The sequence below is a fragment of the Mycobacterium sp. NGS59 genome, assembly GCF_059812345.1.
On record NZ_JCALCN010000035.1, the window covers coordinates 1 to 15,744 of the forward strand.

General features: G+C 66.7%; 14 protein-coding genes. All 14 read left to right on the forward strand.

Going from position 1 to position 15,744, the window contains the following annotated elements:
- Window positions 1-1,436 (forward strand): potassium-transporting ATPase subunit KdpB (gene kdpB / locus AC5Y46_RS24120; protein WP_499993515.1); only part of this gene is annotated, 1,436 nt, incomplete at its 5' end.
- A 1-nt stretch (window position 1,437) separates the two neighbouring features.
- The gene (locus tag AC5Y46_RS24125; RefSeq protein ID WP_499946905.1) at window positions 1,438-2,355 is read left to right on the forward strand and encodes a potassium-transporting ATPase subunit C; all 918 of its coding nucleotides are present in this window, start codon (window positions 1,438-1,440) and stop codon (window positions 2,353-2,355) included.
- Window positions 2,356-2,363: 8 nt separating this feature from the next.
- A complete protein-coding gene (locus tag AC5Y46_RS24130; protein ID WP_499946906.1) occupies window positions 2,364-4,907 on the forward strand; it encodes a DUF4118 domain-containing protein in 2,544 nt (847 codons plus the stop codon).
- A complete protein-coding gene (locus tag AC5Y46_RS24135; protein WP_499946907.1) occupies window positions 4,904-5,584 on the forward strand; it encodes a response regulator in 681 nt (226 codons plus the stop codon). Before AC5Y46_RS24130 ends, AC5Y46_RS24135 begins: the two co-directional genes overlap by 4 nt.
- 191 nt (window positions 5,585-5,775) lie before the next feature.
- Window positions 5,776-5,997, forward strand: coding sequence for a hypothetical protein (locus AC5Y46_RS24140; RefSeq protein WP_499946909.1), 222 nt, complete (start codon window positions 5,776-5,778; stop codon window positions 5,995-5,997).
- A 78-nt stretch (window positions 5,998-6,075) separates the two neighbouring features.
- Complete coding sequence (locus tag AC5Y46_RS24145) at window positions 6,076-6,942, forward strand: ABC transporter permease (RefSeq protein ID WP_499946910.1); 867 nt, start codon at window positions 6,076-6,078, stop codon at window positions 6,940-6,942.
- 2 nt (window positions 6,943-6,944) lie between these two features.
- Window positions 6,945-7,802, forward strand: coding sequence for an ABC transporter permease (locus AC5Y46_RS24150; protein ID WP_499946911.1), 858 nt, complete (start codon window positions 6,945-6,947; stop codon window positions 7,800-7,802).
- Between the two features lie 2 nt (window positions 7,803-7,804).
- Complete coding sequence (locus tag AC5Y46_RS24155) at window positions 7,805-9,325, forward strand: MCE family protein (RefSeq protein ID WP_499946912.1); 1,521 nt, start codon at window positions 7,805-7,807, stop codon at window positions 9,323-9,325.
- Complete coding sequence (locus tag AC5Y46_RS24160; RefSeq protein ID WP_499946913.1) at window positions 9,322-10,389, forward strand: MCE family protein; 1,068 nt, start codon at window positions 9,322-9,324, stop codon at window positions 10,387-10,389. Before AC5Y46_RS24155 ends, AC5Y46_RS24160 begins: the two co-directional genes overlap by 4 nt.
- A gap of 5 nt (window positions 10,390-10,394) precedes the next feature.
- Window positions 10,395-11,420, forward strand: a complete 1,026-nt coding sequence (locus tag AC5Y46_RS24165; RefSeq protein WP_499946914.1) for an MCE family protein — start codon at window positions 10,395-10,397, stop codon at window positions 11,418-11,420.
- A complete protein-coding gene (locus AC5Y46_RS24170; RefSeq protein WP_499946915.1) occupies window positions 11,417-12,535 on the forward strand; it encodes an MCE family protein in 1,119 nt (372 codons plus the stop codon). The genes AC5Y46_RS24165 and AC5Y46_RS24170 overlap by 4 nt, the downstream gene beginning before the upstream one ends.
- Entirely contained in the window at window positions 12,532-13,647 is a 1,116-nt protein-coding gene (locus tag AC5Y46_RS24175; RefSeq protein ID WP_499946916.1) for an MlaD family protein, read from the forward strand. Before AC5Y46_RS24170 ends, AC5Y46_RS24175 begins: the two co-directional genes overlap by 4 nt.
- Entirely contained in the window at window positions 13,647-14,927 is a 1,281-nt protein-coding gene (locus tag AC5Y46_RS24180) for an MlaD family protein (protein WP_499946917.1), read from the forward strand. The genes AC5Y46_RS24175 and AC5Y46_RS24180 overlap by 1 nt, the downstream gene beginning before the upstream one ends.
- A 17-nt stretch (window positions 14,928-14,944) precedes the next feature.
- On the forward strand, window positions 14,945-15,733 hold the full coding sequence (locus tag AC5Y46_RS24185; protein WP_499993523.1) for an Rv1363c family protein: 789 nt from the start codon (window positions 14,945-14,947) through the stop codon (window positions 15,731-15,733).
- Window positions 15,734-15,744 lie beyond the last annotated feature (11 nt).

The following is a 15,744-nucleotide window of genomic DNA, read 5'->3' on the forward strand; positions in this document are numbered from 1 at the left end:
TGCTCGCCGCCCTGACCATCATCTTCGTGTTCGCCGTGGCCACGCTGCAGCCACTGGCGATCTACTCGAAGGTCAACAACCCCGGAGTGCCCGACACCCACGCCCTCAACGGCGACGGCATCAGCGGCATCGTGCTGGTGGCACTGCTGGTGTGCCTCATCCCCACCACCATCGGGGCGCTGCTGTCGGCCATCGGTATCGCCGGCATGGACCGGCTCGTGCAACGCAACGTACTCGCCATGTCCGGGCGCGCGGTCGAGGCGGCCGGCGACGTCAACACCCTGCTGCTGGACAAGACCGGCACCATCACCCTCGGCAATCGCGAAGCGTCGGAATTCATTCCGATCGGCGTCACCCCGGCTGAACTGGCCGACGCGGCCCAGCTGTCCAGCCTGGCCGACGAGACCCCCGAGGGCCGCTCGGTCGTCGTCCACGCCAAGACGGCGTACGGGCTGCGCGCGCGGACACCCGGAGAACTCGCCGACGCATCCTGGGTCGAATTCACCGCCACGACAAGGATGTCGGGCGTCGACCTGGACGGACGGCAGTTGCGTAAGGGCGCGGCCGGCTCGGTGACACAGTGGATCCGCGCGCACGGCGGTGACGTTCCCGACGAGCTCGGCGTGATCGTCGACGGCATCTCCGCCGCTGGCGGCACCCCGCTGGTGGTGGGCTGCGTCACCCCGGCAGCGCCTCGGGTGCTGGGCGTCATCCACCTCAAAGACGTTGTCAAGCAAGGGATGCGGCACCGATTCGAGGCGATGCGGCTGATGGGCATCCGCACGGTGATGATCACCGGGGACAACCCGTTGACCGCCAAGGCGATCGCCGAGGAAGCCGGAGTCGACGACTTTTTGGCCGAGGCCACGCCCGAGGACAAGTTGATGCTGATCAAGCGCGAGCAGCAAGGCGGGCGACTGGTGGCCATGACCGGGGACGGCACCAACGACGCCCCGGCGCTCGCCCAGGCCGACGTCGGGGTCGCGATGAACACCGGCACATCGGCGGCCAAAGAGGCCGGAAACATGGTGGATCTGGACTCCGACCCCACCAAACTCATCGAAATCGTGGAGATCGGCAAACAGTTGCTGATCACCCGCGGAGCACTGACCACGTTCTCGATCGCCAACGACATCGCCAAGTATTTCGCGATCATCCCGGCGATGTTCGTCGCGTTGTTCCCCGGCCTGGACCTGCTCAACGTGATGCGGTTGCACAGCCCGCAATCGGCGATCCTGTCCGCCGTCATCTTCAACGCGCTCGTCATCGTCGCGCTCATCCCGCTGGCACTGCGCGGTGTTCGGTACACACCGAGCCAGGCCTCGAAGTTGTTGAGCCGCAACCTGTACCGCTACGGACTCGGCGGCATCATCGCACCGTTCGTCGGGATCAAACTCATCGACCTGCTCGTCCGACTTTTGCCCGGGATCGCCTGAGATGGACATCGCCTTTCGCCAACACCTGGCTGCGCTGCGGGCGCTGCTCGTGTTCACCGTGATACTCGGTATCGGCTACCCGGTACTCGTCTGGCTGGTGGCGTTCCTTCCGGGGTTGCACACCAACGCCGAAGGCTCGATCCTGCACGCCGGCGGCAGGACGGTCGGCAGCATGCTGATCGGCCAACGGTTCACCGACGCCGACGGCAACCCCATGCCGCGCTATTTCCAGACCCGCCCGTCGGCCGCCGGCGCCGGATACGACCCGATGTCGAGCGGTGGCAGCAACCTGGGACCGGAGAGCGTGGTCGACACCCTCGCAGACCCGGCCAAGCTGGCTGCCGGTGCCAGTGTGGCAGATGCCGGATTCAAGCCCAGTCTGCTCACCCTCGTGTGCTCGCGCAGTGCGGCCATAGGGCGACTCGAAGGCGTCGACGGGTCGCGCCCGTTCTGCACCGGCGCCGGAGTTGGTGCGGTGCTGGCCGTGCTGGGCCCCCGCGACGAGCGCGGTGACATCCTCCGGCCGACCCGCGTGGTCAGTGTCAACGAACCCTGCGCGACCACCAAACAGCCCTTCCTGGACAGCTACCGGGGTGCCCGGGTCGAGTGCGCCGTCTCCGGCGAGGACTACCGTACTGGCCTGATCGTGCCCATTCGCGGCGTCGCACCGAGCGCGCCGGCGATCCCCGCCGACGCCGTCACGGCCAGCGGCAGCGGCCTGGACCCGGACATCTCCCCGGCGTACGCCGAGCTCCAGGTGGCCCGGGTGGCCAGGGCGAGGAACGTGGGGCCGGACCAGATTCGCGCCGTCGTGCAGCAGTATCGCAGCGACCGCACGCTGGGCATCTTCGGTGAACCCACCGTCAACGTCGTCGGACTCAACCTTGCGCTGGACCGAAGGTATCCGGCCGCGAGCTAGCCGCGAAGGTGGATGATGTTGGGGTGAGCGAGCCGGAGCACCGTGCCAAGCGCGGTGAGTTGCGCATCTACCTCGGTGCCGCGCCCGGCGTGGGCAAGACGTTCGCGATGTTGGGCGAGGCGCACCGCCGTCTGGAACGCGGCACCGACGTGGTCGCCGCCGTCGTCGAAACCCACGGACGCGCGAAAACCGCTGAGCTGCTTGCCGACATCGAGATTATCGCGCCGCGCTACGTCGACTACCGCGGCGGCAGTTTCCCCGAGCTCGACGTGCCGGCGGTCCTCGAGCGCCGCCCGCAGGTGGTGCTGGTCGACGAACTCGCCCACACCAATACCCCCGGCAGCAAGAACGACAAGCGCTGGCAAGACGTCGAGGAGCTGCTCGACGCCGGGATCACCGTGATCTCCACCGTCAACATCCAGCATCTGGAGAGCCTCAACGACGTGGTCGCCCAGATCACCGGCATCGAACAGCAGGAGACGATACCGGACTCGATCGTGCGGCAGGCCGCCCAGGTGGAGCTGATCGACATCACCCCGGAAGCGTTGCGGCGCAGGATGTCTCACGGAAACGTCTACGCCTCGGAGAAGATCGACGCCGCGCTGTCGAACTATTTCCGGCGCGGAAACCTCACTGCGCTACGGGAATTGGCGCTGCTGTGGCTGGCCGACCAGGTCGACACCGCGCTGGCCAAGTATCGTGCAGAGAACAAGATCACCGACACGTGGGAGGCCCGCGAACGCGTGGTCGTCGCCGTCACCGGCGGCGCCGAATCAGAGACGTTGGTGCGACGCGCATCTCGGATCGCCTCCAAGTCCAGCGCCGAGCTGATGGTGGTGCACGTGTTGCGCGGTGACGGACTGGCCGGCCTGTCCGAGGCCCGGATGGGCAAGATCCGGGTACTGGCCAGCAGTCTGGACGCCTCGCTGCACACCGTGGTCGGCGACGACGTTGTCGACGCGCTGCTCGAGTTCGCCCGCGAGATCAACGCCACCCAACTGGTGATCGGCACGTCCCGCAGGTCGCGGTGGGCACGCCTGTTCGACGAGGGCATCGGCGCGGCGATCGTGCAGCGCTCCGGCAAGATCGACGTCCACATCGTCACGCACCAGGAAACCAAACGCGCTGCCCGACACTCGTTCTCGCCGCAGCAGCGACGGCCGGCCGCCTGGCTGGCGGCCGGACTCATCCCGTCGGCGATCTGCGCCGTGACCGTCACCGTGCTGGATCCCTATCTGGACACCGGCGGGGAGAGCGCGTTGTTCTTCGTCGGGGTGCTGTCGGTGGGCCTGTTGGGAGGCGTTGCCCCGGCGGTACTTTCGGCGGTGCTGTCCGGGGTGCTGCTGAACTACTTTCTGATCCCGCCGCGGCACAGCTTCACCATCGCCGAACCCAACAGCGCGGTAACCGAACTGGTGTTGCTACTGATCGCGGTGGCGGTCGCGGTGCTGGTCGACGGTGCGGCCAAACGGGCCCGCGAGGCCCGCCTCGCGTCCCAGGAGGCCGAACTGCTGACCCTGTTCGCCGGTTCGGTGCTGCGCGGGGCGGATCTGGAAACCCTGCTCGAACGAATACGCGAGACCTACTCCCAGCGCGCCGTCAGCATGCTGCGTGAACAATCCGAGCGCAGCCACGTCGTCGCCTCGGTCGGCAAAGACCCCTGCACCACAGTGGATTCCGCGGATACAGCGATCGAAATCGGCGACGACGAGTTCTGGATGCTGATGGCCGGCCGCAAGCTGGCGGCGCGGGATCGGCGGGTGCTGGGCGCGGTGGCCAAGCAGGCGGCCGGCCTGGTCCGTCAGCGTGAACTCACCGAAGAGGCCCGCCGCACCGAAGCCATCGTGCGGGCCGACGAACTGCGCCGCTCACTGCTCTCGGCGGTCAGCCACGACCTGCGCACCCCACTGGCGGCGGCCAAGGTCTCGGTGTCCAGCTTGCGTGCCGCCGACATCGCGTTCTCTCCCGAGGACACCGCCGAATTGCTGGCCACCATCGAGGAATCCATCGACCAGCTCACCGCACTGGTGGGCAACTTGCTGGACTCCTCGCGACTGGCCGCCGGGGTGGTGCGACCCGAGGTGCAGCGGGTTTATCTCGAGGAAGTGGTGCAGCGCGCACTGGTCAGCATCGGCAAGGGCGCCACCGGTTTCTACCGATCCGCCATCGACCGCGTCAAGGTCGACGTCGGCGACGCGGTGGCGCTGGCCGATGCCGGGCTGCTCGAGCGGGTGATGGCCAACCTGATCGACAACGCGCTGCGCTATGCACCGGACTGTGTGGTCCGGGTCAACGCGGGCCACGTCGGCGATCGGGTGCTGGTCAACGTCATCGACGAGGGCCCGGGTATCTCGGCGGGCGCCGAGGAGCAGATGTTCGAAGCGTTTCAGCGTCTCGGCGATCACGACAACACCACCGGCGTGGGCCTTGGCATGTCGGTCGCGCGCGGCTTCGTGGAGGCGATGGGCGGGGTGATCGCGGCCGGTGACACGCCCGGCGGCGGACTCACGGTCGTGGTGGACCTGCCGGCGCCGTCGGGGCCCGCCGCATGACCCGCGTGCTGGTGATCGACGACGAACCGCACATCCTGCGTGCGCTGCGCATCAACCTGACGGTGCGCGGATACGAGGTGATCACCGCGTCGACCGGTGCCGGCGCGCTGCGCGCCGCCGCCGAACATCCGCCCGACGTGGTGATCCTGGACCTCGGGCTGCCCGACATCTCCGGTATCGACGTGCTCGCCGGCCTGCGCGGCTGGCTCAACGCACCGGTCATCGTGCTCTCCGCGCGCACCGACTCGGCCGACAAGGTGCAAGCCCTCGATGCCGGCGCCGACGACTACGTCACCAAACCCTTTGGCATGGACGAGTTCCTGGCCAGACTGCGCGCGGCGGTGCGGCGCAACGCCGCGGCTTCGGAAGTCGAACAACCGGTGGTCGAGACCGACGCGTTCACCGTGGACCTGGCCGCCAAGAAGGTGACCAAGAACGGCGCCGAGGTGCACCTGACGCCGACCGAGTGGGGCATGCTCGAGGTGCTGGTGCGCAACCGGGGCAAGCTGGTAGGGCGCGAGGAACTGCTCAAGGAAGTGTGGGGCCCGGCGTATGCGACCGAAACCCATTACCTGCGGGTGTATCTGGCGCAGTTGCGGCGCAAGCTCGAGGACGACCCGTCGCACCCCAAGCACCTGTTGACCGAATCGGGCATGGGCTACCGCTTCGAGGCGTGACCGCGACCCGGGCGAACGGTCCGGCGGAATCGGTATTTACATAGTCGCCCCCCGAAGAGGGCCGGCGAGCTACCCCGGATGCAGTTCCGCACGGACCGCCCCGGCAGACCGTCGCGATGAGCCGAATCAGGTTGCCCACCGGTGGGGCGACCGAGTCGATTGAATCCTTTCGGTTGGACAACAATTCGCCAGTGCAGTCGGACATCGTCGCCGGCGCAAGTGGTCCGGCAGTTGCGGCCGAACCCCGTTATCTGCGTGGATATTTGGCGCAATCGCGGCGCCGGCCCGAGCACGACCCGTCGCAGCCCGAACACCTGCTGACCGAGTCGGGTACGGGTTACCGCGTCGAGGCCTGCGATGGGCGGTTCGCGGTCGACGAGCCGACGAGCACGTGCAGTCAGAATTCCCGTTAACAATTGCTGGCTGCGAACTAGGACCGACTGCTATCGTGCTTGCACGCAAGTCCTGGGCACTGCCGGCTGGGGGGATTCTTGAGCGCTTTCGTCGAACTGTCCGAGCGAGGTGGCGAACGTTCGGCCATCCGCGAGGTCATCGACTGGTTCCGCCGCTATCTCGTCAATCACCCACTGTTGTCGCTGAACACCGTCGGCAAACAGTTCGTGTTGGGGATTCGGGCCGTCCAGTATCTGTTCGTCGATCTGGTGACTCGCAAGTTTATGGTCGGAGAGTTCATCGAGCAGGCCTGGTTCATGACCAGCACGGCATTCACCCCCACTGTGCTGGTGACAATCCCGATCGGCGTCACCTTGTCGATCCAGTTCAGTTTGCTGGCCGGACAAGTCGGCGCGGCCTCGCTGTCCGGCGCCGCCGACGGGCTGGTGATCATCCGGCAGGGCGCGCCGCTCGTGGCGGCGCTGATCATGGCGGCTGCGGTGGGCTCCGCGGTCTGCGCGGACCTGGGCGCCAGGACCATGCGCGAAGAGATCGCGGCGATGGAGGTGATGGGCGTCTCGCCGCTGCGGCGCATGGTGGTTCCCCGACTGGCGGCGGTCATCCTGATCGGCATTGCGCTGACCGGTACGACGATGTTCGTCGGCTACCTCGCGGGCTACGTGTTCAACGTCTATATGCAGAACGGCGCCCCGGGCTCGTTCATCGCCACGTTCTCCTCGTTCGCCAGCGTCGAGGATCTGGTGTTGGCCATGCTCAAAGCGGTGGTCTACGGGGTGATCGTGGCAGTCGTCGCCTGCCAGAAGGGTCTCGACACCCGCGGCGGGCCCGCCGGCGTGGCGAACTCGGTGAACGCGGCGGTGGTCGAGTCGGTGCTGCTGCTGATGATCGTCAACGTCCTCATGAGCCAGCTGTGGCTGCTCATCTTCCCCAGACAGACCCTGTAGCGATGGCTGCGCCTGCGACGCACAAGGTCCCGCTCACCACCTCGCTGAAGCGGGCCGGCGGCGCAATGACCAGCGGGATCGGCCGGGCCGGCCACATGGTCTATTTCTTCGGCAAGATCCTGACCTCGATCCCGGGCACGATGAAGGACTTCCGGCGGGAGATGTTGCGACTGCTGGCCGACATCTCCTGGGGGAACGGATCGATCGTCGTCGGCGGCGGCACGGTCAATGTCGCGGCGGTGCTGGGAATTACGGCCGGTGCGCTGGTTGCCGTCGAAGGCTATAACGCGCTGAATCTGCTCGGTCTGGGACCCGCGACGGGACTGATCTCGTCGTTCGCCACCACGCGCGAACTCGCGCCGGTCATGATCGCCATGGCGTTCATCGCCCAGGCGGGATGCCGGTTCACCGCGCAACTGGGCGCGATGCGAATCAACGACGAAATCGACGCCATGGAGGTGCTCGGCCTGGACTCGGTGGGCTATCTGGTCGTCACCCGGGTCACCGCGTCCGTCATCGCGGTCATTCCGTTGTTCCTGACCGCCCTGGGTTTGACCTACCTGACCAGCCAGCTGGTCAGCATGGCCAACGGCCAAGCCCCCGGGTCATACCTGCACTATTTCTCGGTGGGCCTGAGCGGCCGCGACGTGATCTATGCGTCCATCAAGGCCGTCATCTTCGTCTTCATCTCCTCGACGATGCAGTGCTATTACGGCTACTTCGCCACCGGCGGTCCCGCCGGCGTCGGGATAGCCGCGGGTCGGGCCATGCGATCGAGTCTGACCGTCGTGATCATCGCGAACATGTTGCTGACCATGGCGCTGTGGGGCGTCGAGTCCGGGGCCAGGTTCGGGGGGTAGCGATGCCAAACTCCTACGACTTCGACCCCCGCAGCCCGTCCAACCGCAGCCTTGTCCTCGTCGGCGTGTGCATGACGATCGTCACGGCTCTGATCGCGGCGGCAATGGTGGCCAAGTCGAAAGGCACCTTCGACAACCTGGTGCGCGTGGACGTCGAGCTGGTCAACATCGGCGACGGGCTGCCGGAACGCTCCGACGTGAAGTTCCGCGGGGTGCTGGTCGGAATGGTGGCCGCCATCACCCCGTCCCGGAACGGAAAACCCAATATCGTCCACGTCGACCTCAAGCCGGGATACGCCTCCGGCATCCCCAACACCGTCACCGCACGGGTGGTGCCCGCCAACCTGTTCGCGGTGTCGGCGGTCCAACTCATCGACAACGGCAAGGGCTCGGCGTCGCTGCGGGACGGCTCGGTGGTGCGCGAGGACAAATCCCTGCCGACGGTGTTGTTCCAGAACGTGCTGGCAAAGCTGCACGACCTGCTGTTCGACGTCGCGCAGAACCCCAACGACCACACCGTCGGGATCCTGCAAGCACTGAGCGAGGCGACCCACGGCCGCGGCCAGCAACTGACCGACGCCGGACACGATCTGAACGAGATTCTGGCGGAGCTGAACACGGTGGTCACCGCCGACGCCGCAGCGCCATCCACGCTGTCGGCCTTGACCGCGGCCGCGGCAGGCCTGCGCCGCGCCTCCCCCGAACTCTTCGACGCGTTGGACAGCTCGATCCGGCCGATGCGGACCTTCGCCGAGAAGCGGGTGCAGTTGACCGACTTCCTTACCGGGGGTCTGGGCACCGTCGGCACGCTCGGCGATGCCTTCGATCATCAGACCGACCGGCTGATCACCATCAGCACCGAGCTGACCCCGGCAATCGGTGTGCTCGGCGATCACGCCACCGACTTCCACGGCATAGCCACCCGGATGAAAGTCTTCGCCAACAAGCTGTACGACGAGGGCTGGGACCCCGAGAGCAACTTGCTGACGGTCAAGGCCATCGTCGCGCTCACCCCGAGCCGGCGCTACGTCCGCGCCGACTGCCCCCGCTACGGGGCGCTTGCCGGCCCGAGCTGCTTCACGGCGCCGGAAGTCCCGACGGCGCCTGACCTGTCTCCGGCGTTGGGGTCGAGGGGCGCCACTCTCCCGCCAGGGGTGACCGAGAACCGCCCCAACGTGACCCCACCGCGCCACTCGATGCCGGGAGATCCGCAAGGGCCTCCGGCACCCGCACCGGGACCCCGGCAATTGCCGCCGCTGCCACCCGGTTCCGCACAGCTCGGCGGCGGTCCCGGCTCGCCGCCGGCCCCCGAAGCCCCGCCGCCGGCACCGGGTTTCCCCGCCGAGGGGGCGTCGCCGGCCTTCGGCGGCACTGTCGGCCCGGTCGGCAGCCGGCAGGAGAAGGATCAGCTGGGCCGCATCGTCGGGGGCGGACCGGCCAATGCGACCGTCGTGCTGTTGTTGGGCCCGGTGGCGCGCGACTCGACCGTCCACCTCACGTCGGATCTGCGAGGCGGCCAATGAGATACCGAAAGCCGTTGATAGGCACCGCGATCTTCCTGACCTTCGCAGTGACCGTGACCTGGATGGTGTTCGGCACCATGCGGCGCGAGGTGTCCGGTGACACGAACACCTACACGGCGATTTTCAACGATGTCTCCGGAATGCATGCCGGCGACGACGTCCGGGTGGCCGGCGTCCGGGTAGGCCGGGTGGACAAGCTCGATCTGGTCGGCAACTCGGCCAAGGTCACGTTCCGGGTGCAGCGCAATCAGGTCCTCTATACCGACACGATCGCGTCGGTGACCTACCAGAACATCATCGGGCAGCGCTACCTGGGGCTGTCACCGGGTCAGGACCGCAACCACAGGCCGCTGCGGGACGGCGGCCAGATTCCCCGGGAACACACCAACTCGTCATTGAACATCACCTACGTGCTCAACGGTTTCGAGCCGCTGTTCACCCAGTTGGATCCGAAGCAGGTGGACAACCTGACCAACGCGATTATCCAAGCGTTTCAAGGGGATTCGGGCTCGATCCTGACGTTGACCGTTCAGACCTCGACGCTGGCGGAAACGCTGGCCGGACCCGATCAGGTCCTCGGCGATCTGATCGGCAACCTCAACAGCCTCACGGACAGCCTGGCCGCGCAGAACACCAACCTCCAGACGATGATCCGCGAATCCCGCGGTGTGATGGCCGAATTGGCGGCCCGCCGCCAGGAACTGGTCGTGTCGGTCGGATCGGTCAACTCCACCACCGGCCGGCTGGCGACCATCGTCAACAACATCACTCCCGACCTGGAGGAATTCGTCAGCCGCGAACCGGGTCTGCTCGACTACAGCCTGCACGGTCCGGGGCATCAGCGGATGGCCTACATGGCGGCCAACATTCCGGCTCTGCTCAAGGCGCTTGCCCGCGGCACCCAGGCGGGCAGCTACATCAACGGCTATGCGTGCGACATCGATTTCAGCCTGTGGCGCGGCCTGTTCCACTGGTTCCGCGCATTCGTGGCCTCGGCTACCCCGGGCGACGGCGTTACCCCGGGTTACCTCAACAAGATCAAGCACTCACCGATATGCAGGTAGCCGCGATGTTCGATCGATTCAAACGGCCCATCGAGTCCTACAACAAGACCTGGCTGGGGGTGATCGGACTGACCGTTACCGCCATCCTGATGGGCGGGTTGGTGCTGTTCGGAGCCCTCGATGTGGGCAAGACCAGCTACCGGGGTGAGTTCGCCCAGTCCGCGCAGCTCGGCAAGGGCAATCAGGTCACCATCGCAGGCATCCAGGTCGGCACCGTCGAGGGTGTCAAACTCGCCGGCGACCACGTGGTGGTCACGTTCAACGTCCGCCACGACGTCCATCTGGGTGCCGACACGCAAGCCAGCATCAACATGACCACGATCCTGGGGTCGCGTTATCTTGCGCTGTCCCCGGCCGGCGCCGGCGAGCTGAGCGATCACACCATCCGGTTGGCCAACACCGAAGTTCCCTTCGATCTGCAGCGGACGCTGGAAGGCGCGACAAGCACCTTCGAGGCCCTGGACGCCGAGCGCGTCGTCGAATCGGTGAAGTCGCTCAACCAGAACCTGCAGGGACTGCCCGATGCCCTACCGGAGGCCCTGGAAAACCTGCAGTCGCTGGCCACCGTCATCTCCGACCGGCGCGATCAACTGGGCACCCTGCTGAGCAGCGCCGAGACGCTGACGACGATGCTGCGAAACCAGAAGGCCGATCTCGGGGTGCTGGTGTTGCAGGGCCGTGACCTGCTGGCCGAGATCGCCACTCGGCGCGCCGCGGTGCAGCGGTTGTTCGCCAGCGCCACCACCCTCGTCGACCGGGCAAAGACCATCCTGGCCGACGAACCGGCACTGAACCAGCTGATCGCCAATGCGCGCGAGTTCACCGCGATGATCAACAGCCACGACGCGTTGGTGCGCAACATCTTGCAGTCGATGCCCATCACCGTCCGCAACCTCGCCAACACCACTGGCAGCGGCAACGCCCTCGACCTCAACCTGCCGACCGGTGTGCTCGTCGACTCCTGGATGTGTGCGCTCAGCGGGCGCGCCCGGCAGTTCAGCCTGGTCGAGTACTTCAAGGACTGCGCATGAGCCGCCGGGTCAAGATCATCGTCGCCGCAACGGCAGCCGCGGTGGTGCTCGTAGCCGTCGTGGCGATCGCCGTGTTTCAACGCGTGGTGCACCCGCAGATGACGGTGACCGCGCACTTCGAGGACACGGTCGGGCTTTACGTCGGCAACGACGTCTCGGTCCTGGGGATGCCCGTGGGGAAGGTGACCAGCATCGCGGCCAAGGACAGCTACGTGCAGGTCGGACTCTCGATCGACCCGAGCATCGACATTCCGGCCGACGTGCAGGCGGTGACGCTGTCGAACTCGGTCCTGACCGACCGCCACGTCGAGCTCACCCCGCCCTACCGCGGCGGGCCGAAGCTGAAGAACGGCGACGTGCTGGGCCTGGGCCGCACCCGCACCCCGGTGGAAATCGACCGGACCCTGGCGATGATCGACAAACTGGGCAGCGCCCTGCGCGCGGACGACAACGGTCAGGGTCCGCTCGGGGACCTGGTCAACCTCGGCTCCCAGATCACCTCCCGCAACGGGGCCGACATCAAAGCGACCCTCGCGAAGTTGTCCCAGGCGCTGCGGGTGGGTGCCGACAAGGGCGCGCACAGCAAGAAGGACATTCAGGCGATCGTGAACAGCATGTCCGTGTTGGTTCAAGCGGCCGCCGACAACGACACCGCGATTCGCCAATTCGGGTCCAACCTGCACCAACTCAGCGACATTCTGGCCGAGGAGAACCTCGGCTCGGGCACCACCGGTGCGAAGCTCAACCAGATCCTCGCCGAAGCGACCCGACTGCTCGAGGGTCACCGCGAAGAACTCACGAGCACGTTCGTCGATATGCGGACCATCACCGGGACGATCAACGATCACCAGCGGGACCTGGCCGAAACCCTCGACGTCGGGCCGCTGACCGTCGACAACCTCTACAACATCATCGACCCCGTCGGGGGCAGCGCCCGCGTGCACGCATTGGCCGACAAGCTCGTGATCAACGGTCAGTTCGGTAAAGAGCTCTGCAACCTGCTGGGGCTCAAACAGCTGGGATGCGCCACCGGAACGCTGCGGGACTACTCGCCGGATTTCGGTCTGGGCAAGATGCTCGACCTGATGGGTGACGGGATCGTGGGTACGCCATGAGGTGCGCGACGGGTGTTCGCCGCAGCTGCCGGGTCGGCCTGCTTGTCGTGCTGGTGACGTTGTTGGCCGGGTGTGGCCTGGACCTGAGCGCACTGCCGTTGCCTGCCCCGACCGGTAGCGGCAAAAGCTATCGGCTGATGGCGGTCTTCTCCAATGCGCTGAACCTGCCGACCAAGGCAAAGGTGCGGCTGCTCGGCGCCGACATCGGTGAGGTCGAATCCATCGACGCCAAGGACTTCACCGCCCAGGTGCGCATGCGCATCAACGCCAATGTCCCGCTGAATGTCGGTGCCACCGCCGAACTGCGCCAGGCCACCCCCCTCGGCGATGTCTTCTTGCAGCTCAGACCCGGTCCGGACCAGGGGGCCAACGCACCCCGGCTACGCGACGGCGACACCATCGGGCTGACTGCCACCACCGCCGCCCCGACGGTGGAAGACCTGCTCAACTCGATGGCGTTGCTGGTCAACGGCGGCGCTGCGCGGCACCTGATGTCGATCGCCAACGGCGCGGGCAAAGCAGTGGGCGGGCGTGGCGAGAAGGTCCGTGCGCTGCTGGACCACAGCAAAACGCTGCTGTCCCGGTTGACGGCCCGCTCGGCGCAGCTGGATGCCGCGCTGCGCCGGACATCCGAGCTGGCCGCCACCGTGTCGGCGCGCCGGGCGACCATCGACACAGCGCTGGTGGCCGGCGCGCCGGCGCTGGCCGTCATCTCCGACAACACCACCCGGATCGCCGACCTGGCCGACGGCATGGCACGCATCACCCGTCAGCTGTCCCGGTTCCCGTCCATCCAGGGCACGGACACGCGCAGCCTGGTCGCGGACCTGAACGCACTGGCCGGCTCGTTCAACGACATCGCCGTCGACCCCGATCTGTCGCTGTATCCGTTCAACCGGCTGATCGGGGTGTTGATGCACTCCTTCAACTCACCTGCGCTACACGTCGACGCGCAGGTCGCGAAGCTGTCGTTGGCACCGTGGCCCGACCTGAACTATCCCGGTGACCCCGGATTCCGCTGGTCGGACGGCACCGACTGGCACCTGATGATCGGCAGCATTCGATACGAGTGGAACCTGCTGCTGGACAAGATCTACGGGCCGGAGCGGTGATGACGGTGATGACCAGGTCACGCAATCCGCTGGAGTGGTCCGCCCGACACGGGGTGGACCTGGTCAAAGCGGTGGCCAAACGGCGGATCGTGATGTCGATTGTCGGTCTGGGGCTCATCACCGTGATCGCGCTCGCCTACATCACGCTGGGCAGCCTGGGTGTCAACCCGGTGAGCCGGAAGATCTCGGTGCGGGTGTCGCTGCCGGAGTCGGGCGGCCTGCTCGTCAACCAGGACGTCACCCTGCGCGGCATTCCGATCGGCCGCGTCACCGCGATCAACCTCACCGAACACGGGGTGGAGGCGGTGGCCTCCATCGACGCCCACAACCGGATCCCGCGGGATTCTCTGGTGCGGGTATCGGGCCTGTCGGCCGCAGGTGAGCAATACCTGGACTTCCGCCCGCAACACGGTGGCGGACCGTTCCTGACCGACGGCGCAGTGATCGGCCGGCAGCAGACCGCGATCCCCGTCTCGCTGCCGCGCATCATCGACGACAGCCGGGGCGCACTGGCACAGCTGGAGCCCAAGCAGCTGCGGGCTCTCTTCGGCGAACTGCGAGTCAGCCCCGACGGGCCGAACAAGCTGGCGGCCATCTTCGACGGCGCCATCTTCTTGTCCTCCACCCTGGACGGCGTGCTGCCGCAGACCGTGAGCCTGCTACGCAACACCCAGCTGGTGTTCGGCACCCTCGGCGACGTCTCGCCGGGTCTGCGGGGAACCTCGGTCGACCTGCAGAACGTCCTGGGCGGTGTGAACAAGATGGACGGCGGGTTCCGGACACTCGTCGATCGGGGAGCGGGCCAGCTGGCCGACGTCGACAACCTGATCAACGACAACCGCCACACCGTGGTGCAGTTGCTGGGGAACCTGACCACGCTCTCGCAGCTGCTCTACCTCCGGGTCCCCGCGCTGCAGGATCTGTGGCGGCCCGACCACGAGTCCCTGCTCGAACGGCTGACCACCGTCGCGCACGACAAAGGGCTCTGGCTGATCGCAGACCTCTACCCCAAATACAGCTGCGACTACAACCTGCCCACCGGGGTGCTGTCACAACCCGACTTCCCCGAACCGTACCGCTACACCTACTGCAACAACCCGGATCCGTCGGTGCTGGTCCGAGGTGCCCGCAACGCGCCCCGCCCGCCCGGAGACGACACCGCCGGACCCCCACCGGGATACGATCCGACGGCAGTAACCGACGTCACTCCGGTCTATCCCCCGTACACCCTGCCCACCACATTCGGGGGGCCGTCCATGCCGGCATGGATACCGAACTAGAGCCATGTGGAGCCACGGTGCGTAAGCAAACCTCAACGAGAACGGTTTTCGACCAGCTTGCCGACGGGCTGGACGAACCGGATGAGCCGGTCGACCTCGTCAAGCCGGACAGCACATCACCCGGGACCGGGGACGACGGTGATGCTCCGGTCGCCGAGGACGGCGACGGCGATGCTTCGGTCGCCGACGGCGACGGCGATGCTTCGGTCGCCGAGGACGGCGACGAGTGCTCGAACGAGGAAGGCGAGGGGGCGGAGGACGGCGAGGACGGCGAGGACGGCGAGGACGGTGATCGGGCCGAAGCCGTCGCCGGTAAGGCGCCCGGACGTCGGCGCCGGCGCGTCATCGCCGCTCTGATCGGGGCCCTGCTGGTCGCGGCATTGGGGTGTTCGGGCTATCTGGGTTGGCGGGTCAAGCAACTCGACGACACCGCCGCCGCCGGTCAGGCGGCGCTCGAGGCCGCGCGCAATTACGCCGTCATCTTGACCACGCTGGACACGAAGGACATCGACAAGAGCTACCGACTGGCACTCGACGGCGCCACCGGCGAGTTCAAGGACCAATACAGCCAGGGGTCCGCGCAGCTGCGTCAGATACTCATCGACAACGGCGCGGCGGGCAAGGGCATCGTCGTCGACTCGGCGATCAAATCGGCGACCAAGACCAAAGTCGAGGTACTGCTGTTCGTCGATCAATCGGTCACCAACGCAACACGCCCCAGCCCGCGCATCGATCGCAACCGGGTGATGATGACCATGGAGTTGGTCGACAATCGTTGGCTGGCAAGCAAAGTCGAGATCATCTAGCAGACGACGTG

Bases quoted from the DNA above. Each gene is read 5' to 3' on its own strand.
- AC5Y46_RS24125 (WP_499946905.1), top strand. From the start codon at position 1,438: ATGGACATCGCCTTTCGCCAACACCTGGCTGCGCTGCGGGCGCTGCTC.
- AC5Y46_RS24135 (WP_499946907.1), top strand. From the start codon at position 4,904: ATGACCCGCGTGCTGGTGATCGACGACGAACCGCACATCCTGCGTGCG.
- AC5Y46_RS24150 (WP_499946911.1), top strand. From the start codon at position 6,945: ATGGCTGCGCCTGCGACGCACAAGGTCCCGCTCACCACCTCGCTGAAG.
- AC5Y46_RS24155 (WP_499946912.1), top strand. From the start codon at position 7,805: ATGCCAAACTCCTACGACTTCGACCCCCGCAGCCCGTCCAACCGCAGC.
- AC5Y46_RS24160 (WP_499946913.1), top strand. From the start codon at position 9,322: ATGAGATACCGAAAGCCGTTGATAGGCACCGCGATCTTCCTGACCTTC.
- AC5Y46_RS24165 (WP_499946914.1), top strand. From the start codon at position 10,395: ATGTTCGATCGATTCAAACGGCCCATCGAGTCCTACAACAAGACCTGG.
- AC5Y46_RS24170 (WP_499946915.1), top strand. From the start codon at position 11,417: ATGAGCCGCCGGGTCAAGATCATCGTCGCCGCAACGGCAGCCGCGGTG.
- AC5Y46_RS24175 (WP_499946916.1), top strand. From the start codon at position 12,532: ATGAGGTGCGCGACGGGTGTTCGCCGCAGCTGCCGGGTCGGCCTGCTT.
- AC5Y46_RS24180 (WP_499946917.1), top strand. From the start codon at position 13,647: ATGACGGTGATGACCAGGTCACGCAATCCGCTGGAGTGGTCCGCCCGA.